Here is a 22,033-nt window from a genome sequence, read left to right on the forward strand (position 1 = left end):
CCGGTGACGGCCGGACTGTCTTGTGAATCTGGACACGGGGGCTCTCCTGCGCTGGTGGGGGTGGGGAAGGTCAGCCGGTGTACTTCGCGAAGACGCGCGTGTAGTCCCAGTCCTGCTGACTCACTCCGGAGCAGCTGTCGGCGACGCCGCTCGTGCACGGCCGGTCACGGTTGACGGACCAGAAGGTCAGCCGTGCCAGGTGGTGCTGCTGCGCATAGCCGAGGATGGTCTGGAAGTCGGCGACGGTGACCGTCTCGTTCTGGTCGGTGATCCCGTTCATGGAGGAGATGCCCATGTCCCGGTAGGCCTGGTCGTCGCTGTAGCCGTACGCGTTCTTGAGGGCCGTCTTCAGGCCTTCCGCGGCCCGCTGGGTGAGCGTCCCCATGTTCTGGCCGGCGCCGCCGAAGTCGAACGGCATGATCGTCCAGCTGTCCACGGTGAGCCCGGACGCCGCGGCCCGGTTGATGAGGCCCGTGTCGGGGCCGGACTGCCCAGTGCCGATGGTGACGTACACCTTGATGCCCGGGTTGTTCGCCTTGATGGTCTTGAGCGCGTCCACCGTGCGCTGCTGGACCGTCGTGTTGCTGTACGCGTCGGCCTCGATGTCGATGTCGATCGCCTTGAGCCCGTAGGCGTTGATGACCTTCTGGTACGCGGCCGCCAGCTCCCCGGCGCTGGAGCAGGAACTCTCCAGCTTGTTGCCGCTGTAGCCGCCGAACGAGGGGATGACGTCACCGCCGTTCGCCCGCACGGTGTTGACGGTCTGCTGGTCGACGCCACCGGTCAGCGCGCGGCTGCCGTCCCACTGCGGGTTGCAGTAGCCGTTGCTGAGCACGAAGGCCAGCGTGAACCACTTGACGCCGGTGGCGTTCATGACGGTGGCGGGGTTCGGCGGGCTGCCCCATCCGTTGTAGATGTACGGGGCGACGGCCATCGGCGCGGACGGCGTCGTGCCCCCGTCGGCGGCGGGCGCGGTCCACTTCTGGTTCGCGCCGCCGGTGCAGCTCCAGATCTGTATCGGGGTGCCGTTCGCCGAGGTGTTGCCCGTGACGTCGGCGCACTTGTCGGCCTGCGGATTGACGATGTCGCGCGCCGAGGAGACCGTCCACTTCTGGTTCGCGCCGCCCGTGCAGTCCCACAGCTGGAGCCGGGCCCCGTTCGCGGTCGAATTGCCGGTGACGTCAAGGCACTTGCCGAGGGCCCGTATCGTCCCGTCCGAGCCGACGGTCCACTGCTGGGCGGCGGTTCCATTGCAGTCGTAGAGCTGTACGGCCGTGCCGTTCGCGGAGTTCGCGCCCGCCACGTCGAGGCACTTGCCCGCGAGACCGGTGATCGTGCCGGTGGCGGCGGAGGCGGGCGCGACGCTCAGGGCACTGGCGGAGAGAGCCAGCACGGCGGTGGTGAGCGTGCCGCGCAACGCGGTGGTGCGCGCGAGGGATTGTCTGGACATCAGAGGGGATCACAGCCTTTCACTGGAGGCTGATGGTGGGGGAGTGTTCACGTTCATGAACAACGAGTGCATTCATGGAGCCGTGGTGATCGGGAACCTAAAGGTCTGCACCAAAGTCGTCAAGAGATGAAGCAAACTAGTCCGTGAATTGGCCTGACTTCACAAGGAGTTGAACGCGCGGAGGCCCAGTAGCGACGCCGAAGAGCCGAGGCTCTGTCGGTGCAGAACCCCGGCTCGGTGATGCGGTGGACGGGAAGGCCGCCTTGGCGCCCCCTGCGGACGCCGCCCGGAATCAGGGGAGCAGCTGCTTCAGAAGGGCGTTGTCGAAGACTCGGTGCGGGTCGAGCCGGTTCAGTACGGCGGCCGTCGCGTCCCAGTCCGCTCCTTCGCCGCCGTCGAACGAGGCGGGCACGGCGCCGCCGAGGACCTCCGGATCGGCCAGGCCGCCTGGTCCGTATAGGCCCAGCCCTTGGGCCACTCGACGCGCGTGAGGGCGTACCCGCCGTCGAATGTCTTGAGCAGGAAGCGCTCCAACTCCCGGTAGAACGCCTGCGCGTCGGGAGTGCCCGGCAGCGTGAGAACGTCCAGCCAGACGGCCGTGTCCCATTCGGGGTGGTCGGCTCGCGGCCGCAGCGCGGACAGCCGTGGGGCACGGGCGCCGGACGACTCGATGTCGGACGGGTCGTCGAGGCCGGTCACGCGGATCTCGACCTGACCGTTGACGGGGTAGCACTCGCGCGCGGCGTAGGCGGCCAGCCGCTTTCGGTGGAAGGTGGTGAACTCCGAGACGACACGCTGCACTTCGGCCCGTGAGGTGAGCACGGCGTAGCCGTTGGCGGTCACGTCCAGTGGTGGGCCTGATGTAGAGCAGTGTGTTCTTGGACGGCCCCCGGATTAGTGTGCCCCGGCAGCCGGCTCTCGCCGTCGGCCGGTGCGGTAGGCCGAACGGTAGACGTCGGCGCCTGCGGGGAACCCGGGCAGATCGGCCGCCGAGGCACTCCCTCGAACCGCGAGCGGCGGCCCGGCGACGAGCGCGGCACCACTCAGCAGAAACCCCCGGCGCGACCAGGCAGGTCGCCCTTCACTTCTTGAACGGTCGGTCATGCGCTGCACGCCAGGTGGCAGTTGACACGAATCAACCAGTCGTCGAAGCGCTTCACTCGCACGAGTGACAAACCCCCACAGGAGGTTCTTTGCGGACGCATAGTCGCAACGGGGTGGGTGGAGTCCTGCGCGGGGGCGGCGAAGTGTCAGACTGACGGCATGGACGAGCGCGCATTCGGCAGGTCGGGTCAGCATGCTTCGGTGATCGGTCTCGGTACCTGGCAGTTGGGTGCCGACTGGGGTGATGTGAGTGATCGGGACGCCCTGGCCGTGCTGGAGACGGCGGCCGAGTCGGGGGTGACCTTCTTCGACACGGCCGACGTGTACGGCGACGGGCGGAGCGAGGAGACCATCGCCGCCTTCCTGAGCGGCAGGCCGGACCTGCATGTGCTGGTCGCGACCAAGATGGGCCGCCGCGTCGAGCAGATCCCGGAGAACTACGTCCTCGACAACTTCCGCGCCTGGAACGACCGCTCCCGGCGCAATCTCGGCGTCGACCGCCTCGACCTGGTGCAGCTGCACTGCCCGCCGACGCCCGTCTACTCCTCCGGCGAGGTGTACGACGCCCTCGACACCCTGGTCGAGGAAGAGCGGATCGCCGCGTACGGGGTCAGCGTCGAAACGTGCGACGAGGCACTGACGGCGATCGCCCGCCCGAACGTGGCGAGCGTCCAGATCATCCTCAACGCCTTCCGCATGAAGCCCCTGCGGCAGGTGCTCCCGGCGGCCCAGGAGGCGGGCGTCGGCATCATCGCCCGCGTACCGCTGGCCTCCGGCCTGCTCTCCGGCAAGTACACCAAGGACACGGTCTTCGCGGCGAACGACCACCGCACGTACAACCGCCACGGTGAGTCCTTCGACCAGGGCGAGACCTTCTCCGGCGTCGACTTCGCCACGGGTGTGGAGGCGGCGGCCGAGTTCTCCGCACTCGCCCCGGAGGGGTACACCCCGGCCCAGCTGGCGTTGCGCTGGATCATTCAGCAGCCCGGTGTGACCTCGGTGATCCCGGGCGCCCGCTCACCCGAGCAGGCCCGCGCCAACGCGGCGGCCGCGAAGCTGCCGGAGCTGTCGCAGAAGACGCTGGACGCGATCGAGGATCTGTACGAGCGGCGGATCAAGGAGCAGGTGGAGAGCCGCTGGTAGGAGCCGGCGACGTACGTGGGTACGGGCGGTCGCGCCGATGGCGTGGCCGCCCGGTCTGTCGCTACCGCCTGCCCGAGGCCGTGAGAGCGTTGAGCTGCCGGTCGTGCAGGCGGCTCAGCAGCAGCACCGACACGGTGGCCCCGACCAGCGCGCAGAACATGTCCCACTGGGTGTCCCACACATCGCCCTGGGTGGCCAGGAAGTCATCGGCCGCGTTTCCTCCGATCACCGCGGCCGCCCACTCGAACATCTCGAAGACCGCGCTGAACGCGAGACAGGCGCACACGGTCAGCGGCGCCAGCCAGCGACTGCCGCGCAGCGGTGAGGTGCGGCTGAGCAGTTCCCGCACCAGGACGGCGGGCACGAAGCCCTGCATGAGATGCCCGAACCTGTCGTAGGGATTGCGGTCGAGTCCGAGCCCGTCCCGCACCCAGTCGCCCAACGGCACCTGCGCGTACGTGTAGTGGCCGCCCACGGCGAGCACCAGTGCGTGCGCCGCGAGCAGACAGCACAGCAGATTCGTGAGCGGGAACCGCCGCCGGGTCAGGACGACCAACGGCAGCCCGACCAGCACCCAGACGGTCTCCAGCAGCCACGTCGTCGGGTCGTGCGGGTGCCAGGCGGAGAGTGCCATGCCCGCGACGACGACTACGACGAGCACGGTCGGCAACGTCCGCCGCGGTATGCGCCCCTCGGGCACCGACTGATGGGTGAGCGAGGCGAGGACGGGCTCGGGCATGAGTGGGCTCCTTGGTCCAGGTGGCCCCATCGTGCTGGAGCGCGGGAGCCAGGACATGAGTACGGCTACTCACTCAGGCCCCTGTACGGGATGCGACGAACACGCTCGCGCCGTACTTGTTCGTGACGAACATGTTCGTTATCTTTGAGGAGTGACAGTACCTTCCATTCCTCGCCCCAGCCGTCGCGAACGCCCGGCGAAACCGGCCCTGACCAGGGACGGCATCGTCGAGACAGCGGTGGCGCTCATGCGGGCCGAAGGCCTCCAACGCGTCACCATGCGTCGCTTGGCGCAGCAGCTCGACACCGGTCCGGCCTCGCTCTACGTCTACGTGCGCAACACCGCCGAGCTGCACGCGGCGGTGCTCGACGAACGGCTCGGTGCCGTGGACCTGAGTCCGGCCCGGGCGAGTGGCGACTGGCGTGACCGTCTCGTGCGGGTGCTCACCTCCTACACGGACGTCCTGTTCGAGCACCCGGGCCTCGCCCGCTCGGCGCTGGTGGCGCGCCCCTGCGAAGAGCGCTACCTGGACCTGGTCGAAGCGTTGCTGTCCCTGCTGAGCGAGGGCGGCATACCCGACGAGCGGGCGGCATGGGCGATCGACCTGCTGCTGCAGTTCGGCACCGCGACCGCGGCCGAGCACGCCGCGTGGGAGGCGGCCGAGCACGCCGCGGGGGAGCAGGACCCCGCGGACGCGGAGGGCGAATGGGCGGCGCTCGCGGCGGCACTGCGCGGCGCTTGCGAGGACCGGCACCCACACATCGCCGCGCTCGGCACCGAGCTGCTCTCCGGCCCCGGCGGGGCGCGCCTGGGCTGGGGTCTCCACGTCCTGATCAACGGCGTCCTGCACACGCCCAGACCGGACAGGCCGGAGACGCCCGACACACGCGACACGCCGTGATGGTCATGCACACCCGACCGGCATCAGTGCCCACGGTCCTCGACCGTCGACCGATATCAACTCACCTGGAGAACCTGCCATGTCGACCTCTCACCACCACCCCATAGCCGTGATCGGCGCCGGTCTCGGCGGCCTCACGCTCGCACGCGTACTGCACCTGAACGGCATCGCCGCCGCCGTCTTCGACCTCGACGCCTCACCGACCGCCCGCACGCAGGGCGGGATGCTGGACATGCACGAGGACTCCGGTCAGGCCGCACTGCGGGCCGCCGGACTCTACGAGGAGTTCCGCGCGATCGTCCACGCCGGCGGCGAGGCCATGCGCATCCTCGGCAAGGACGCCACCGTCCGGATGGAGGACGACGGCGAGGCCGGTGAGCGCCCCGAGGTCACCAGGGGCGCCCTTCGCGGCATCCTGCTCGGCTCGCTGCCCGAGGGCACGGTCCGCTGGGGCGCCAAGGTCACCGGCACACGGACACTCGACGACGGTCGCCACGAGGTGACGCTCGCCGGCGGGGAGACGTTCACCGCCGATCTGCTGATCGGGGCCGACGGCGCCTGGTCGAAGGTGCGGCCCCTGGTCTCGGACGCCACCCCTCTCTACTCGGGTATCTCCTTCGTCGTCGTGCGCCTCCTCGACGCCGACACCCGGCACCCGGACAGCGCCGCCGTAGTCGGCGGGGGCATGCTGTTCGCGCTGGCCGACGAGAAGGGCTTCCTCGGCCACCGCAATCCCGACGGCTCGCTGCACGTCTACGTCGCCCTGAGGACGCCGGCCGACTGGTCCACCTCCGGTGCCATCGACTTCTCCGCCGCCGAAGCGGCCAAGACGAGCCTCCTGGAGTACTTCGACGGCTGGGACGAGCGGCTGCGGTCCCTCATCGCCGACGCGGACGGCGCGCTCGTCCCCCGTCCGATCCACGCGCTGCCCGTCGACCACCGGTGGGACCGCACCCCCGGCGTCACCCTGCTCGGCGACGCCGCCCACCTGATGTCCCCGTTCGCGGGCGAGGGCGCCAACCTCGCCATGCTCGACGGCGCCGAACTCGCGACCGCGATCGCCACCCACCCCGACGACATCGAAAAGGCCCTGACCGCCTACGAGGAGGCGCTCTTCCCGCGCGCCGAGGAGGCGGCCATCGGGTCCGCGGCCAATCTCGACATCTGCTTCAGTCCGGACGCCCCGCAGAGCCTGGTCGACCAGATGGCCGCCTACCGCGACGAGACCGACTGACCCCGGCGAGCGGCCACGTACGGGCGCCCGCCTTCGGCCGCTGCGGGGCGGCGGAGGCCCCGCAGTGCGCCGCCCCCCCCCGGGGCGTTCCGCGTTCGGTGCGCCGCTTTCCGCGATCGGCGAATCCGCGCATCGGCGATCGTGCTCCGCATTCCGTGCGCCGCGCGCAGGCAACACCCCAACGCGCGGTCGGTAAAGGCGACTTGAGCGACCCGCACGCTTCACCACCCCGTCACCCTCCGGACGCGTACGACACTTCCCGCCCTCCTGACCGCCTTCTATCCTCGCGCCCGGGCCGGGGTCCGAGGCAGTCGCCGGCACAGCCCGGCCCGACTCGTCCGATTACCCTCGTCCGTCGGAAGGTGACACCTCCATGCGCCCCCAATGGCTGCGCACAGCAAGACGGTTCGGCAGCAGATCCGCCGTCGTGGTCGTGACCACGGCGCTCGCCGTGAGCGTCCCGTTCCCGGCCGGCTCGGCTCCCCGCGCCGTGGTCCGGCCGGCCTCCCTCGTGGACCCCCTCATCGGATCGGCGAACGGCGGCAACACCTACCCCGGCGCCACCCTCCCCTACGGGATGATCGCCTGGTCCCCGACCAGCACTACAGGTGACCAGACCAGCACGGGCGCCGCCAACGGCTACCAGTACGACACGACCCGCATCCGTGGTCTGAGCCTCACCCACGTCAACGGCGCCGGCTGCAACCCGGGCGCCGCCGGCGACGTACCGATCATGCCGTACGTCGGCGACATGACGTCCTCACCCTCGGCGGACACCAAGGACGCGGTCTACGCCGCCGACTTCACGCATGCCGAGGAGAAGGCCGTACCCGGGCGCTACACGCTCGGCCTCAGGTCCGGCGCCGCCGCGGACCTGGCGGTGAGCAAGCGGGCGGGCGTCGCCGATTTCAGCTTCCCGAGCGACCGACCAGCCAACCTGCTCTTCCGCGTCTCCAACTCCCTCAACGGCAGCGAGGACGCGCACGTCGACATCGACACAGCGCACCGCAAGGTGACCGGCTGGGTGCTCACCGGCGCCTTCTGCGGGCGCCGCGCCAACGGTGGGACGAACAACCGCAAGAGCTACTACAAGCTGTACTTCAGCGCATCCTTCGACCGTGCCTTCTCCTCCGTGGGCACCTGGAAGGACGGCACGCTCTCCGCGGGCTCGACCTCCGCCTCCGGTGGGGAGGGCTACGCGACCGGTGCGGACCGCGCGGGCCGGGGCTCCGGCGGATACGTCGGCTTCGACACGAGCTCTGACAACGATGTCCACATGCGCATCGGCATCTCGTACGTCAGTCTCGACGGGGCCGAGGCGAACCTGCGCGGGGAGATCGCACCGCACGCGAGTGTCGCGGAGGTGGCCGACGCCGGTGCGCGTGCCTGGGACCGCGAACTGGGCACCGTCCGCGTAGACGGCGGCGGCGCCGCCCAGCGCACCACCTTCTACACGGCGCTCTACCACTCCCTCATGCAGCCCAACCTGATCAGCGACAGGGACGGCCGCTACTACGGCATGGACGGCGCGGTGCACCGTCTGGCCCGCGGGCAGCGGGCGCAGTACAGCAACTTCTCGGGCTGGGACCAGTACCGCGCCCAGATACAGCTCCTCGCCCTGCTGAAGCCGAGGATCGCGGGCGACTTCGCCCAGTCCCTCTACAACTTCGCACGTCAGAACGGCGGGGTCTGGGACCGCTGGGTGCACATCAGCGGCGCCACCCATGTGATGACGGGCGACCCCTCGGCCGCGACACTGGCCACGTTCTACGCCATGGGAGTCCGCAACTTCGACTACGAGGGGGCCTTCGACTCGCTCGTGCACCAGGCCACCGTCCCCCACCCCGACGAACTCTCGGACGCGGGCTGTCCCGGCCAGTGCGTGGGCCAACGCCCCAATCTGGCCCAGTACTTGAGCTCGCACTACGCCGCCCAGGACGTCTGCCACTGCTGGGGCGGCGCCGCCGAGACCCTCGAGGACGCCGTCGCCGACTCCGCGCTGGCGAAGTGGGCGAAGCTGCTCGGCCGGGACCGGGAAGCCGCTGTCTTCTCCGAGCGCGCCGCCTATTGGCGCAACGTCTTCAACCCCGACGCCACGGCGGGCGCCGGCTACATCCAGGCCCGCAACCTCGACGGCTCCTGGGTGACCCCCTTCAGCCCGGGAAGCGACCGCGGTTTCGCGCAGGGCACCAGCGCCACGTACACCTGGATGGTTCCCCAGGACGTGCAGGGCCTGGCCGCCGCGATGGGCGGTCGGGAGAAGGCCGCCGCCCGCCTCGACGGCTTCTTCCACACGACGGACGGGTCCTGGTCGGTCCGCGGCGGTGACCCGCTCCGCTATGACCCGACCAACGAACCCGGCATCCACGCGCCCTGGCTCTACAACGCTCTCGGTCAGCCCTGGAAGACCCAGGCGACGGTGCGTCAGATCCTCAACACCGTGTACGGCACCGGGCCTTCGGGCCTGCCGGGCAACGACGACCTCGGCACCATGTCCGCCTGGTACGTCTTTTCCGCGCTGGGCCTGTATCCCCAAACCCCTGGCAGTGCCTCCATGCTGCTGGGTGCCCCGCTCTTCCCGAGGGCGGTCGTCGACCGTCCGGGCGGGACCGGCATCACGCTCAACGCGCCCGACGCGGATGCCACTCATCCGTACATCGACGCCGTACGAGTCAACGGCCGTGCCACGCAACGCTCCTGGACGGACGGCGACCTGACCACGAAGGGCGGCACCCTCACCTTCGAGCTCGCCGAACAGCCCAACACCCAGTGGGGCACCGACCCGGCCCAACTGCCGCGGTGACGCCCGGCGGCCTCGCGAGAACGGTGGGTTCTCGCGAGGCCGCCGACGCCGCTCACCACCGAGGAGCCGCCGCGCGAAGAGCCGCAACGTACGTGCACGTCACCGATCCCGAAGGCAACGTGCTCGAATTGATCGAAACTTCACGGGCCCGAGCCGCCAACTCCTGCTGGCGGCGCGGTGTTGCGTCCGTCCCGGGACTGCGTCAGCAGCGGCGTCGATCCCCCCACCAACGACGTCGATCCCGCGACCGACTCCCACCCGGCCACTCCGAACGGTCCGGCGGTGAGAGCCGGGTCGCCGCTGAGGATCCGCTGGTGCAGTGCCGACAGTTCCCGTCCCGGGTCCAGGCCCAGCTCGTCGACGAGCCGTGCCCGTGCCTGGTCGCAGGCGCCGAGGGCGTCGGCCCGGCGCCCGGTCCGGTGCAGCGCGAACATGAGCAGCGCCCACAGCCGTTCTCTCAGCGGCTGTTCCACGACCAGCGCGCGTAGTTCGCCGATCACCTCGGCATGCTCCCCGCACGCCGGCCGCGCGCTCAGCCAGTCCTCGACCACGGCAGGCCGGACCTCCTCCAACCGGGGTCAGGCCCCTGTGTCGGCGTCGAGGGCCGCGGCACGCAGGGCGGCTGCCACCCGGGTGACCGGTTCGGTGGGTGCGTGGGGGAGGCGGGCCAGAAGCAGGCGCCGCTGCTCCTGGGGCCCGCCGCGGACCGGCAGGATGCGTACGCCCGGTGGGGCGGCGGGAGCGAGCGCGGCAGGCACGGTGGTCAATCCGCAGCCGGCGGCCACGAGCTGGAGCTTGGCCAGCCAGTCACGGGCGGTGTGGGCGATCTCGGGCCGCTCGTCCAGGCCCGGCCACACCCCCATCAGCCCGTCTTCTCCGGAGGGGGAACCGGCGATCCAGCGCTGCCCACGCAGGTCGGCCACGTCGATGAAGTCGCCGCGGGCGAGAGGGTGGGCCGAGGGCACCGCAAGGCACAGCGCGCGTTCGGTGAGCGTCCGCAGTGCCAACGGGGGCGATTCGGTGTCCGGTGGGCGGAACGGAGGTGCCGACGCCAGCAGGGCCAGGTCCAGACTGCCGGCCCGCAGTGCGCGTACCAGCGCCGGGGTACTCCCTTCCCGGCTGACGACCTGGATGGCGGGGTCCGTGCGGCGCAGCGTGGCCAGGGCTCTGGGCAGCAGGACGGCTCCGGCGCTGGGGAACCAGCCCAGGCGGACGGTTCCGGCCTGCCCGGGCAGGCCGGACAGCTCGCGCGCGGTGGCGTCGATCTCGTCGAGCACGACCTTCGCGCGGCGCAGTACGACGCGGCCGGCCGCGGTCAGCCGCACGCCGTCGCGCCGGCGCTCCAGCAGTTCCGCAGCCGCCGCCCGCTCGATCGAGGCGATCTGCCGGGACACCGCCGACTGGGTATAGCCCAGCGATGTCGCGGCCGCCGTGAAGGTTCCCTGCTCGGCCACCGCGCGGAAGACGCGCAGCGCGGTCAGTGACACATCGGTGAAGTCCATGACGATTGCGCATACTAGCCGTGCCTCAATGTCGTTGGACTCATGGCACCGTGGTTTCTAGCGTGGCATGCATGAACGCTTCTCGTATCGCCCTCGTGACGGGCGCCAACCAGGGGCTCGGCCGCGCCCTCGCCGAAGGGCTGGCGGCCCGCATGGGCCCGGACGACCTGGTACTGCTCACCGGCCGCAGCCAGCAGCGGGTCGCGGACGCCGCCCGCGAGGTGGCACAGGCGCCGGGCACCCGCAGCCAAGTACAGGGCCGGGTCCTGGACGTGACCGACACCGACGCCATCGCCCGACTCGCCGACGAACTCCGGGCACGGCACGGCGGGGTCGACGTGGTGATCTCCAACGCCGTCGCCCGGCTGCTGCCCGAGGAATCGCAATCCGAGCGGGCCGACGAGTTCATCGACGTCTCCAATACCGCCACCCATGCGATCCTGCGCGCGTTCGGCCCCGTCCTGCGCCCCGGCGGCCGCCTGATCGTCGTGGCCAGCAGCCTGGGCACGCTCGGCCATCTCGACCCGAAGCTGCACCACCTCTTCGACGGCGCGAGCCTCGACCAGGTCGAGTACGCCGTCGAGTCCTGGCGCGGCGCCATCCACAACGAGACCGCGGAAGAGGCGGGCTGGCCGCGCTGGCTGAATGTGCCCTCGAAGGTCGCCCAGGTCGCCGCCGTGCGCGCGGTCGCAGCCGAACGCCGCGAGCGCGACCTCGCGACCAACACGCTGGTCGCCTCCGTGTGCCCCGGCATGGTCGACACGGCCACGTCCCGGCCGTGGTTCAGCGACTACAGCCAGGCCCAGCCACCCTCCCGGGCCGCCCGCGCCGTCCTTGACCTGGTGTTCGCCGAGCACGTCGATGCCGTCCTCTACGGCGAGTTGGTCCGCTTCGGTAAGGCCCTGCCCTGGCACGGCGGCACACCCCCGACGGAGCAGGACCAGTTGCTCACGCCCTGAACGCAGATCCCCGCACACCCTTCGGCACAGCAAGGAGTTCACCTGATTCTTGCGAGGATGCCCCGGCGTTCACGCCGGGGAGGAATCGCATCCCGAGCCGGTGACGCGGAGTGTCACCGCTTCGTGGTCGGGCACGGAGTGCCCGCATCGCTGCCCGGCGGAGCCGAGAAATGCGCACGCATGTGCGATGGGGTCGTGCCCCTGAGTGTGTCTGTGCGAAGCCCGTCCGCGTGTGCGACGTAGCTGCCTAGGTTGGGGGCCATGAACCTGGTCGTGCAGGTGAAGCTGTTGCCGTCGCCGGAGCAGGCGGCAGCGCTGGAGGCGACCCTGCGCGCCTGCAACCGGGCCGCCGACCATGTCTCCCGGGTCGCGTATGAGTCGGGAACGCGGGACCGCTACGGGTTGCAGAAGCTGGTGTACACGGACATCAAAGCCGCGCTCGGGGGTCCGCCGACCACGTCGCCGGGGTCCACGTGCGTAACGGCCGGTCCAACCGTTTGCGTGAGGCGAAGTGCGCGGCCGCTGCGCGCGGTTGGGCCGATCGGGTGGCGGCGCTGTCGGCAGGTGACTTGTTCACGCGGTGCTTTCGTCGTTCGAAATGCCAGGGCTTCCGGCGCGGAGTTAGGATCACCGCGTGATCACCGCCTGGTCGTTCTACGGCATGCCACGGAGTCGCTCATCAGCGGCTCCGTGGCGTGTCCTGGGACTGGGCCTGCTGCTTTTCGGGCTGCTGTACGCGCACGCCGTCAGCCCCGAGGCCACGGTGAGTCACCTTTCTGTGGGCGAAGGCGTGTCGGTATCCGGCGTTCATTTTGAGGCGGCCACTGAGAGCAAGGGCATTGCGAGTGCAATGTCCGCACCGTCGGAGGGTCAGCAGTCGACGGGGCACCGAGACGGCCACGGACACCAGCACGCCGGCGAGGACTGCGCGCTCGGGCAGCCTCCCCAGAGCCCCGATGCAGGGGTGCCCTGCCTGTCTCCGCTGCACTCGGCGAGCCACGACAACGAGATGCTCCGCCCGGTGCGGGCCCGTCTCGTCTCGGCGCGGGACGCCGTGGCCCCGATAGCGCACGCTGCGGACTCCGCGGTTCTTCGTATCTAGGTCAGCGCTTCTCGAATCGGTCGACGTTCCCTCGGATGCACCGACTCGGCTCAAGGCCGTGTCCGGCGCTGCCTGGGGCGGCCGGTTCATGGCGTCTGCCCTCGTGCGCATCGCGCTCGCCGGCACGGCGCGCGGATGGTCGACGACTCGTTCACCACCGCCCTGCACGCTGTCCGTCCCCACCGATCGAGAGCGACTTACATGCACTCCCTGACCACGAGTGACTTCACCCGCGCCGGCTCCAGCCTCCCTGGCCTTGTCGGCAACACCCCCGTCCTGCACGTGTCCCAGCCCTTCACCGCGTCCGACAGCGGCTTCTGGGCGAAACTGGAGGGCTTCAACCCCGGTGGCATCAAGGACCGCCCCGCACTGCACATGGTCGAACGGGCCCGTGCCCGCGGCGAGTTGCGGCCGGGCCGCCCGATCATCGAGTCGACCAGCGGCACACTGGGCCTCGGCCTCGCCCTGGCCGGAATGGTGTACGGGCACCCCGTCACGCTCGTCACGGACCCGGGCCTCGAACCCTCGATGACCAGGCTCCTCGTCGCCTACGGCGCCACCGTCGACGTGGTGTCGCGGCCGCACCCCACGGGCGGCTGGCAGCAGGCTCGCCGTGACCGGGTCGCCGAGCTGCTGACGGAGCATCGGGGAGCGTGGTCCCCGGATCAGTACAACAACCCCGACAACGTCGCCGCGTACACCCCGCTGGCCCTCGAACTCGCCTCGCAGCTGGGCCACATCGACGTACTCGTCTGCAGTGTCGGTACGGGAGGCCACTCCGCGGGCATCTCGCGCGCGCTGCGCAGGCTCTGCCCGGGGATGCGCCTGGTGGGCGTCGACACCATCGGCTCGACCATCTTCGGTCAGCCCGACCGGCCCCGACTCATGCGAGGACTCGGATCGAGCATCTATCCGCGCAATGTCGCGTACGGGGACTTCACCGAGGTGCATTGGGTGGCCCCGGCCGAATCGGTCTGGGCGTGCAGGCGGCTGGCCGCCTCGCACTACGCCACCGGCGGCTGGAGCGTCGGCGCGGTCGCGCTGGTGGCCGGCTGGCTCGTCCGTACGACGCCTCGGAACACCCGCGTCGTGGCGGTCTTCCCGGACGGGCCCCAGCGCTATCTGGAGACCATCTACGACGACCGATTCTGCGCCGAGCACAGGCTGTTGAACGTGTCTCCGGCGCCCGAACCCGAGGTCGTGGGCCACCCGGACGAGAAGGAAGCCACCCGCTGGACGCGCTGCACCGCGGTCCTCGACCCGCTCTCCCCGACGGCGGAGACGGTCGGCGCGAAAGGCGGCGGGAAGTGAAGACGACGCTCGCGCAGGTCCGCTCGTACGACCGGAGCGTCCAACTGCTCCTGGCGAACCAGTTCACCATCAACCTCGGCTTCTACATGCTGATGCCGTATCTCGCCCAGCACCTGTCCGGCACTCTCGGTCTGGCCGGCTGGCTGGTCGGACTCGTCCTGGGCGTACGGAACTTCAGCCAGCAAGGCATGTTCCTCGTCGGCGGTACGCTCGCCGACCGGTTCGGCTACAAACCCCTGATCGTCGCCGGATGCCTGCTGCGTACGGTCGGCTTCGCCGCGCTCGGGCTGGTCGACTCGGTCCCGGCGCTGCTTGCCGCCTCGGCGGCCACCGGCTTCGCGGGGGCTCTGTTCAATCCGGCTGTACGCGCCTACCTCGCCGCCGACGCGGGTGAGCGCCGCGTCGAGGCCTTCGCCCTCTTCAACGTCTTCTACCAGGCGGGCATTCTGCTCGGCCCGCTGGTCGGGATGGTGCTGACCGGCTTCGACTTCCGGTTCACCTGCCTGGTCTCGGCAGCGGTCTTCGCGTTGCTGAGCACCGTGCAGATGCGCGCCCTCCCCGCCCGCACAGCGGACCCTGCCCTGGACGCCGAGGCCGGAGGCCGTGAGAGCGTGCTGGTGCAGTGGCGAGCCGTCGTGAGCAACCGCGCGTTCCTCCTCTTCGCCACGGCCATGATCGGCTCCTACGTCCTGTCCTTCCAGGTCTATCTCGCGCTGCCGCTGGAGGCGCGACGCCTGGGCGGCGAAGGGGAGTTCGGGACGGCGGCCGTCGCGCTGCTCTTCGCCGCGTCGGGACTGGCCACCATCTTCGGACAGACTCGGGTGACCGAGTGGTGCAAGGCACGGCTGGCGCCCGGTCAGGCTCTGGCCTGGGGGCTGTTGAGCATGGGACTCGCCTTCGCACCGCTGCTCGCGGGCACGGTCGTGCCCGCGCCCGACTCACAGGTCGGGCGCCGGCTGCTCGCCGCCCTGCTGCCGACACTGGCGGCACTGCTCCTCGCGTTGGGCACGATGATCGCGTACCCCTTCGAGATGGACACGATCGTCCGCCTCTCCGGTGACCGCCTCGTCGCCACCCACTACGGGCTCTACAACACCATCTGCGGCATCGGCATCACACTGGGCAACCTGCTCACCGGAGCGGCCCTCGACGCTGCCCAGGCGGCCGGCATGTCCGCACTGCCGTGGCTCGCGCTGCTCGTCCTGGGCGTGGCGTGTGCCGCGTCACTCCATGGCCTGTACCGGGCCGGCCGTTTCGCAACCATGGCCGCCGAGCCCGCGTCCGTCAACGCGGAGGGAATCTCGCTGCTTCAGCGAGGAGAGCAAGTCGAAGTCACCGGGAACTCTCCCGGGATGGTGCGGCGTTGAGGTCACTGAGGATGAAGCATTGGCCGAAGCTTTTGGCCGGGACAAAGCAGACACACGAGCAATACGGCTACAGGCAAGCTTGAAACGACGCGATGTGATGACCTTCACCCCGATGTGGCGGAAAGTGATGAATTCCTTACGGCCATGACACGTACGGGTGGACGTAGAGCATCGTGAAACCGGGGAGGATTTTTCATGCGACCGTTCACCCTCAACTACGCCACGCCCACAGGGCAGTCGGCCGCAGTAACCCCGTACCACTTCGATGTGGCACTGCAGTTGAACGTGCTGCCCGACGGCCGGCCGGCCGTCAGCGACCGCGCGCTCCTGATGGCCACCGGTACTACGACGTCCACGGCCGGCTCCCAGACGCACTTCGACGACTGACGGCCGCCCGCGCGCATGACGGTCCTCATTCTCACGGCCGAGCAGGACGTCACCGCCGACATGGTGGTGGCCCAACTGCACGAGCGGGGCGTGCCCATGGTGCGCCTCGACCCCGCCGACCTGCCGGGCAAAGCGGTGCTGTCCGCCGACTACGCCCACGGTGACTTCGACGGCTATCTGTCGGTCAACGGCCATGTGCTCAGCATGGGTGGCCTGCGATCCGTGTGGGTGCGCCGGCCGGGCGAGCCGGCCGCCCACGCCGCCGAGCCCTCGCCCTGGCTCACCGCCGAGACCCGGCAGGCCCTGTTCGGCATGCTCTACTCCGCCTCGACCCGCTGGATGAACCATCCACGCCGCGCCGAGCAGGCCCGGCACAAGCCCTGGCAGCTGCGGGTCGCCCACACCAGCGGCTTCGCGGTGCCGCCCACCATCATCACGACCGCTCCGCGCGTGGCCCAGGAGTTCGTCGAGGAGTACCGGGACGTGGTGGTGAAGTCGGCCTCGGGGCCCCCTCCCGGCGAGCCGCCGGTGGCCCTGCCGACCACGCTCATCGGACCCGACGCGGACTTCTCCGGCGTCGCGGCCGGCCCCGCGCTCTTGCAGCAGTACATCCCCAAGCGCGCCGACATCCGGCTGACCAGCATCGGCACCCGTATGTTCGCCGCCAGGAAGGCCGCCGTGCCCGGACAGGTCGACGGGCGGTTCGGAGACACCGGACACGCATGGGAGGCCACCGCCGTGCCCGGCCGCATCGCCCGCTCGGTCCACGAGTACCTCGCCTTCACCGGACTCGCGTACGCCGCCTTCGACTTCGCCGAGGACGAGGACGGCGTCTGGTGGTTCCTGGAGGGCAACCAGGGAGGCCAGTTCGGCTTCATCGAGCTGGAGACCGGACAGCCCATCGCCGACGCGGTCGCCGAGTGGCTGTCGCAGCGAAGACCCGCGCAGCGTATCCCCGAGGGGCACTGACACTCCTCCACCACGGACTCGGGACCAGCAGGCGGCCGTACCCGTTTGGCGCGAATGGCGTTGTTGCTCACGGGCTTTGAGATGCGTAAGCGTGCTCTGTCATGGAACGTGACCGGAGCAGTACCGCCCTTTCCCTCTCCCGCCGTCAACTGCTCGCCGCAGCAGGTGTCGCCGGGGCCGCCACCGCCCTCGGTGCGGCCCCGGCGACGGCCCGGACCCGCGCCGGTCTCTCGCTCTCCTTCACCCAGGCCACCAACGGCTCGGCGACACTGTCACCCGCGGGCGACCGGTTGGTCGCCGAGGCGCAGAACGTCCTGTGGTCGCTCCCGCGCACCGGCGGCCGTGCCGTGCCCCTGACTCCGGCCGACCTGGAACCGAACCGGCCCGCTTACTCGCCGGACGGCAAGCTCATCGCGTTCTGCGCGTACCGGGGCGGCGGCTTCCACGTGTGGACCCTGCGCCCCGACGGATCGGACCTGCGCCGGCGCACCGACGGACCCTGGGACGACCGAGGCCCGGCCTGGTCGCCCGACGGCACCCGGATCGCCTTCTCCTCCGAGCGCGGCGGCGACCCGGTGCAGGGCAGCCCGTACCGCATCCACGTCCTGGACCTCCACAGCGGCGAACTCACCCGCGTCACCGGGCTCGCCGGGCAGGAGGGCCCCCTCCAGGACGGCCCCTGGGAGGACTTCGACCCGACCTGGTCGCCGGACGGGAAGCGCATCCTGTTCGTGCGGGCCAAGGCGGTCACCACACCCTTCGGGCTCGGCGTGGACGCCCGCACCGTCGCCGCCGTACCGGCCGACGGCGCGGGCCCAGTCGGCGTCGAACACACCGAGACCGAGATCGCGCAGGTCATGACGCCGGCTCTCGCCCCGGACGGCCGCCGCCTTGCCCATCTGCGGACCACGGCATCGCCCAACGGCTCCTGCACCCTCGTCGTCGACGGCAAGGCCGTCACCGTGACCGGGGACATCGCGCCCGTACCCCCGCGCTGGACCGCGGCGGGAGAGCTGCTGCTGACCGTGGACGGCCACTTCACCCTCGTACGCCCCGACAAGCCGGGGGAGGCGGAGCCGATCCCCTTCGAGGGCGTGCTGCCCGTGGAGCGACCGCGGTACCAGGTCAAGGAGTACGACCTCGGCGACGCGCGCGTGCGCCCGGTACGGGGCATCCACCTGCCCGCACTGTCCCCCGACGGCCGGCGCATCGCCTTCGCCGCCCTCAACTCGCTGTGGCTGGCCGACACTTCGGGCGGTCGTCCGCCCGAGCGGCTCCGGCAGTCCCCGGCCACTCGCTACCTCCTCGCACCGGCCTGGGCGCGGGACGGACGGTCCCTCGTGTACGCCGACGACCGCGACGGACTGCTCGGTGTGTACCGGCGGGATCTCGCCACCGGTGCGGAGACCGCGCTCGCGACGGGCGGACGCGTGCATCCGGCGCTGTCGCCGGACGGCGAGCGGCTCGCCTGCCTCGACATGACGGGGCGTCTCGTCGTACGTGACCTGGGCACGGGCGAGGAGCGCGTGCTGGTGACGCCGCTCGGCGGGGGCGGGCTGCCGGGCCGCACGAGCTGGTCGCCCGACGGCCGCCACCTCGCGCTGTGCGACCGCAACCGTCTGAACCTGCGCTTCCGCGAGGGCTACAACGTCATCCGGATCGTCGACACCACAACCGGGGCCGACCGGCTGCACGCCGTCGCACCCCATGTCTCCCTCGCCGACCGCTACGACTCCGGGCCGGTCTGGTCGCCCGACGGGCGCTGGATGGCGGTCGTCGTCGAATCCGCCCTGTGCCTGCTGCCCGTCGCCCCCGACGGCACACCACAGGGCGAACCGCGCCCTCTCACCACCGAACCGGCCGATCACCCTTCCTGGTCCGCGGACTCCAGGACGTTGCTGTATCTGTCGGGCGGCCGCCTCAGACTGATCGGCGTCGACGGACGTCACGCCCGCACGATGCGCGTCCCGCTGGACCGGCGGGGGCCGGTCCCCGCCGACACCGTGGTGCACGCCGGACGGCTGTGGGACGGCACGGGTGAGACGGTGCACGACGACGTCGACATCGTCGTGCGCGGTGGGCGCATCGCCTCCGTCGAACCGCACCGGGCCACCCGCAGCGGCGCGCTGCGGCGGATCGACGCCTCGAACCGCACCGTCGTCCCGGGGCTGTGGGACACGCACACCCACCCGTGGCAGAGCACCTACGGCGGACGCCAGACCGTCGGCCAGCTGACCTACGGGATTACCACCGCCGTGTCCCTCGGCGGCTTCGCGTACGAACAGGCCCGCATTCGCGAGGCGGTGGCGAGCGGTCGGCTCGCCGGACCCCGGCTGCTGACGAGCGGCGAACTCCTCGACGGCTCCCGCGTCGCGTACAGCATGGGGCGGGCCCACCGCACCAGGGACGGGCTGCGACGCTCGCTCGAACGAGGGGCCGCGCTGGACTGGGACTTCGTCAAAACCTATGTCCGGGCACCGAGTTGGGTGATGGAGGAGGCGGCACGGTTCGCGCACGAGCGGCTGGGGGTCCGCTCGGGAAGCCACCTCCTGTCGCCGGGCGTCCAGGTGGGGCAGGATCTGACGACCCATCTGCAGGCCACACAGCGAGCCGAGTTCGGGCACGCGATCACCGCGGCCGGGCGCGCCTACGACGACGTGGTGGAGATCTACAGCGCCCGGGGCGTCAACTTCGCCCTGATCGCCACCCCGTTCACCTCCGCCCCGCTGCTCGGCGCCGATCCCGCTCTCGCCGACGATCCTCGTGTCGCCGTCGTGATGCCGCCCTGGGACTCCGCGCTGGTACGGCAGTCGGCGGGCCTGCCGCCGACGGCGGCCCAACTGGCCACGCTGCGCGGGGAGACCGACATCTACCGGCGTGTGCTGGCCGCGGGCGGTCTCGTCGCCCTCGGCACGGACCAGCCGCTCGTCCCCGTCGGTCTCTCCCTGCATCTAGGCCTGCGCGCGCTGCACCGCGGCGGACTGTCCCCGGCCGGGGCCCTGCGCACCGTGACCGTGCTGCCGGCCCGTCTGTTCGGAGTCGACCGTGACCTGGGCACGGTGGAGCCGGGGAAGCTCGCCGATCTGACCGTGGTGGACGGCGATCCGTTCACGGACTTCGACACCCTCGTACGCACAGTGTCGGTGCTCAGGGGAGGGACACCCTACGAGACGGCTGACCTGGTCGCAGCGTTCGAGCCGTCGTCGCGGCGCGCGGCGAGGCGCGACGACTGGCTCGAGGTCGGGCGGCTCATGCGCAGGGACGGCTGCTGCGACTCGGGATCACTTGAGGCCGGCTGAAGGGGGTGGGTGGATCGGGGATCACGCCGAAGCCGCCGACCTGAGCGTATTCGGGATCACTTCGAACCCGGCTGAAAGGACTGGAGGAACACGTCCAGCGCCTTCCGGTTCGCGGTGCTGTCCCAGTCGTCCGCCGGGGTCGTCCAGCGCAGTGAGAAGCCCCGGTGATCGCCGATGAGGAAACCCCGGCCGAACGTGCGCTCGCGGACCCCGTCGGTCACGGAGTACCACTCCATGTCGGCACCCTTGCGGCCGCGATAGTCCACGGCACGGATGTCGCCCACCCGCTCGTAGCCGGTGGAATCGGCGCGCAGGGACGGCTCCAGCGTGCTCCAGACGGCCACGGGATCCGGGCCCAGCCGCGTGCTGTAGGTGACGGCAAGCGTGCGCGGGTCACCGCTCGCGCCGAAGGTGACACGGTAGGACTGGTCGGCTGAGCTCGTCGTCCGGAGGCGTTGCCAGCCCTTGGGGAGGTCGATGGAGAAGCCCTCGGGTGCCTGATAGCGGGAGAAGCCGGACGGCGCCTTCTCGCCGACGGTGACGGAGGGGGAAGGCGTGGGGGACGCCGATGGTGTCCGCTCGGGGAGCGTGCCGGGGGCGGCGGAGGGGCTGCCCACGGCGGTCCGTGAAGGAGCCGCGCCGGATGCGGAGGTGTCCCCGTCGGGCAGGCCGCCCGCCGCGGTGAGCACGGCGAAGCAGACGACGGTGATGGCCAGCGCCCCGCCCAGTAGGACCGGCCGGCTGACCGGCAGTCCGCCCTGGAGTCGTCCCGCGCGCCGGGCGACGGTGTCCGGATCCCGGAAGAGCGGCGGGGGCGCCGTGGCCGTCGCTTCGTCGCGGTCCTCCTTGAGGATGCGCGTCAGGGCCTCGCGTACGACCGGCTCGGGTACCCGCTCCAAGCGATCCCTGCGCAGGAGACCCTGAATGGCCGGTGCGAGCGGTCCCGCGCTCAGCGGGGCCCGGATGGGCAGCCGGTCCACGGCGCGCAGTGTGGCGTCGAGCCGTCCGCGGTCGCGGATGGGGGGTCGGCCCTCGACCATCGCGTACATCATCGCGCCCAGCGCCCACAGGTCCGCCGCCGGTCCGGTGCCCTCGCCACGGGCCTGCTCCGGGGAGGCGTACGACGGCGCGGTGACGCGTGGCGAGACGGTGGACCCCATGAGCCCGAAACCGCTCACCGTGATGGCGCCCCTCTCGTGCACGCGCACCTGACCGGGGCTCAGATCGCCGTGTGTCACCCCCGCGTTATGGGCGGCCGCGAGGACGTCGAGGAGGCCGAGCCCGACGCGGGCCGCGCGGATGTAGTTCACCGGGCCGCGCCCGAGGAGTTCGGTCAGCGGGACGCCCGGGGACGGCTCCGTGACCGTCCACACGAAGTCGTGTTCCTCGATCACGTCGACGACCGTGGCCACCCGGCCGGGACAGACCAGCCCCAGGCGCTCGGACTCGCGCAGGATCCGCGCGGCGGTACGGTGCTCCGCCTCCTCGCGCCGATGCTCCGGGAGCCGCGACCAGGTCAAGGCGACCGGCCGCTCGAAGTCGACGTCCTGGCCGTGCCAGCCGACGCGGCCCTCTTCCCGGTGGGCGACTTCGAGCAGTCGGTATCTTCCGGCGACCAACTCGCCCGTGGGGTCTTGCACCTTGACCATGTCATCCCTCGCTGCGCACCGGGCTCTCACCTTTCCCGGAAGTACGGAGGGTGTGTCGTCGGGTGTTCAACGCGGACGGTTCCCGAGGCCTGTTTTTCCTCAACTCCCTGACGG

15 protein-coding genes and 1 pseudogene are annotated in these 22,033 nt (G+C 70.8%); 10 read left to right on the top strand and 6 right to left on the bottom strand.

Going from position 1 to position 22,033, the window contains the following annotated elements:
* Nucleotides 1-70: 70 nt before the first annotated feature.
* Complete coding sequence (locus ACZ4RZ_RS20095) at nt 71-1,450, bottom strand: ricin-type beta-trefoil lectin domain protein (RefSeq protein ID WP_467746253.1); 1,380 nt, start codon at nt 1,448-1,450, stop codon at nt 71-73.
* 292 nt (nt 1,451-1,742) lie between these two features.
* Nucleotides 1,743-2,345: pseudogene (locus tag ACZ4RZ_RS20100) on the bottom strand (cholesterol oxidase substrate-binding domain-containing protein); the annotation flags it as partial.
* A gap of 368 nt (nt 2,346-2,713) precedes the next feature.
* Between ACZ4RZ_RS20100 and ACZ4RZ_RS20105 the strand changes: the two are divergent.
* Nucleotides 2,714-3,697: an aldo/keto reductase gene (locus ACZ4RZ_RS20105; protein WP_467746255.1), complete on the top strand. Its 984-nt coding sequence runs from the start codon at nt 2,714-2,716 to the stop codon at nt 3,695-3,697.
* Nucleotides 3,698-3,758: 61 nt separating this feature from the next.
* On the opposite strand, the gene ACZ4RZ_RS20110 is transcribed toward ACZ4RZ_RS20105, so the two are convergent.
* The gene (locus tag ACZ4RZ_RS20110; RefSeq protein WP_467746257.1) at nt 3,759-4,436 is read right to left on the bottom strand and encodes a DUF2238 domain-containing protein; all 678 of its coding nucleotides are present in this window, start codon (nt 4,434-4,436) and stop codon (nt 3,759-3,761) included.
* Between the two features lie 151 nt (nt 4,437-4,587).
* On the opposite strand from ACZ4RZ_RS20110, the gene ACZ4RZ_RS20115 reads away from it, so the two are divergent.
* From ACZ4RZ_RS20115 to ACZ4RZ_RS20125, 3 genes are all read left to right on the top strand, one after another.
* Nucleotides 4,588-5,337, top strand: a complete 750-nt coding sequence (locus ACZ4RZ_RS20115; RefSeq protein ID WP_467746259.1) for a TetR/AcrR family transcriptional regulator — start codon at nt 4,588-4,590, stop codon at nt 5,335-5,337.
* A 79-nt stretch (nt 5,338-5,416) separates the two neighbouring features.
* Nucleotides 5,417-6,571, top strand: a complete 1,155-nt coding sequence (locus ACZ4RZ_RS20120; protein WP_467746260.1) for an FAD-dependent oxidoreductase — start codon at nt 5,417-5,419, stop codon at nt 6,569-6,571.
* Between the two features lie 373 nt (nt 6,572-6,944).
* Complete coding sequence (locus ACZ4RZ_RS20125) at nt 6,945-9,374, top strand: GH92 family glycosyl hydrolase (RefSeq protein WP_467746262.1); 2,430 nt, start codon at nt 6,945-6,947, stop codon at nt 9,372-9,374.
* A gap of 140 nt (nt 9,375-9,514) precedes the next feature.
* Here ACZ4RZ_RS20125 and ACZ4RZ_RS20130 read toward each other — a convergent pair whose 3' ends face one another.
* The gene (locus tag ACZ4RZ_RS20130; protein WP_467746264.1) at nt 9,515-9,925 is read right to left on the bottom strand and encodes an AfsR/SARP family transcriptional regulator; all 411 of its coding nucleotides are present in this window, start codon (nt 9,923-9,925) and stop codon (nt 9,515-9,517) included.
* Between the two features lie 27 nt (nt 9,926-9,952).
* Nucleotides 9,953-10,876 carry a LysR family transcriptional regulator gene (locus tag ACZ4RZ_RS20135; protein ID WP_467746265.1) on the bottom strand — a complete coding sequence of 308 codons (924 nt, stop codon included), beginning with the start codon at nt 10,874-10,876 and terminating at the stop codon, nt 9,953-9,955.
* 71 nt (nt 10,877-10,947) lie between these two features.
* Here ACZ4RZ_RS20135 and ACZ4RZ_RS20140 point away from each other — a divergent pair, with 71 nt between their 5' ends.
* The 6 genes from ACZ4RZ_RS20140 (at nt 10,948) to ACZ4RZ_RS20165 (ending at nt 20,270) form a co-directional block, all read left to right on the top strand.
* Nucleotides 10,948-11,835 (top strand): SDR family NAD(P)-dependent oxidoreductase, encoded by an 888-nt coding sequence (locus ACZ4RZ_RS20140; protein WP_467746267.1) that lies wholly within the window; start codon nt 10,948-10,950, stop codon nt 11,833-11,835.
* A gap of 1,303 nt (nt 11,836-13,138) precedes the next feature.
* Complete coding sequence (locus ACZ4RZ_RS20145) at nt 13,139-14,248, top strand: PLP-dependent cysteine synthase family protein (protein WP_467746268.1); 1,110 nt, start codon at nt 13,139-13,141, stop codon at nt 14,246-14,248.
* Nucleotides 14,245-15,615, top strand: a complete 1,371-nt coding sequence (locus ACZ4RZ_RS20150; RefSeq protein WP_467746270.1) for an MFS transporter — start codon at nt 14,245-14,247, stop codon at nt 15,613-15,615. Before ACZ4RZ_RS20145 ends, ACZ4RZ_RS20150 begins: the two co-directional genes overlap by 4 nt.
* Nucleotides 15,616-15,810: 195 nt before the next feature.
* A complete protein-coding gene (gene tgmA / locus ACZ4RZ_RS20155) occupies nt 15,811-16,002 on the top strand; it encodes a putative ATP-grasp-modified RiPP (protein WP_467746271.1) in 192 nt (63 codons plus the stop codon).
* A gap of 15 nt (nt 16,003-16,017) precedes the next feature.
* Nucleotides 16,018-16,971 carry an ATP-grasp ribosomal peptide maturase gene (gene tgmB / locus ACZ4RZ_RS20160; RefSeq protein WP_467746272.1) on the top strand — a complete coding sequence of 318 codons (954 nt, stop codon included), beginning with the start codon at nt 16,018-16,020 and terminating at the stop codon, nt 16,969-16,971.
* Nucleotides 16,972-17,072: 101 nt separating this feature from the next.
* Entirely contained in the window at nt 17,073-20,270 is a 3,198-nt protein-coding gene (locus tag ACZ4RZ_RS20165; RefSeq protein ID WP_467746273.1) for an amidohydrolase family protein, read from the top strand.
* A 56-nt stretch (nt 20,271-20,326) separates the two neighbouring features.
* Here the strand turns inward: ACZ4RZ_RS20165 and ACZ4RZ_RS20170 are convergent, their stop codons facing one another.
* Nucleotides 20,327-21,919: a protein kinase domain-containing protein gene (locus ACZ4RZ_RS20170; protein ID WP_467746275.1), complete on the bottom strand. Its 1,593-nt coding sequence runs from the start codon at nt 21,917-21,919 to the stop codon at nt 20,327-20,329.
* Nucleotides 21,920-22,033 lie beyond the last annotated feature (114 nt).

It is taken from the genome of Streptomyces sp. NPDC027189 (assembly GCF_055566975.1).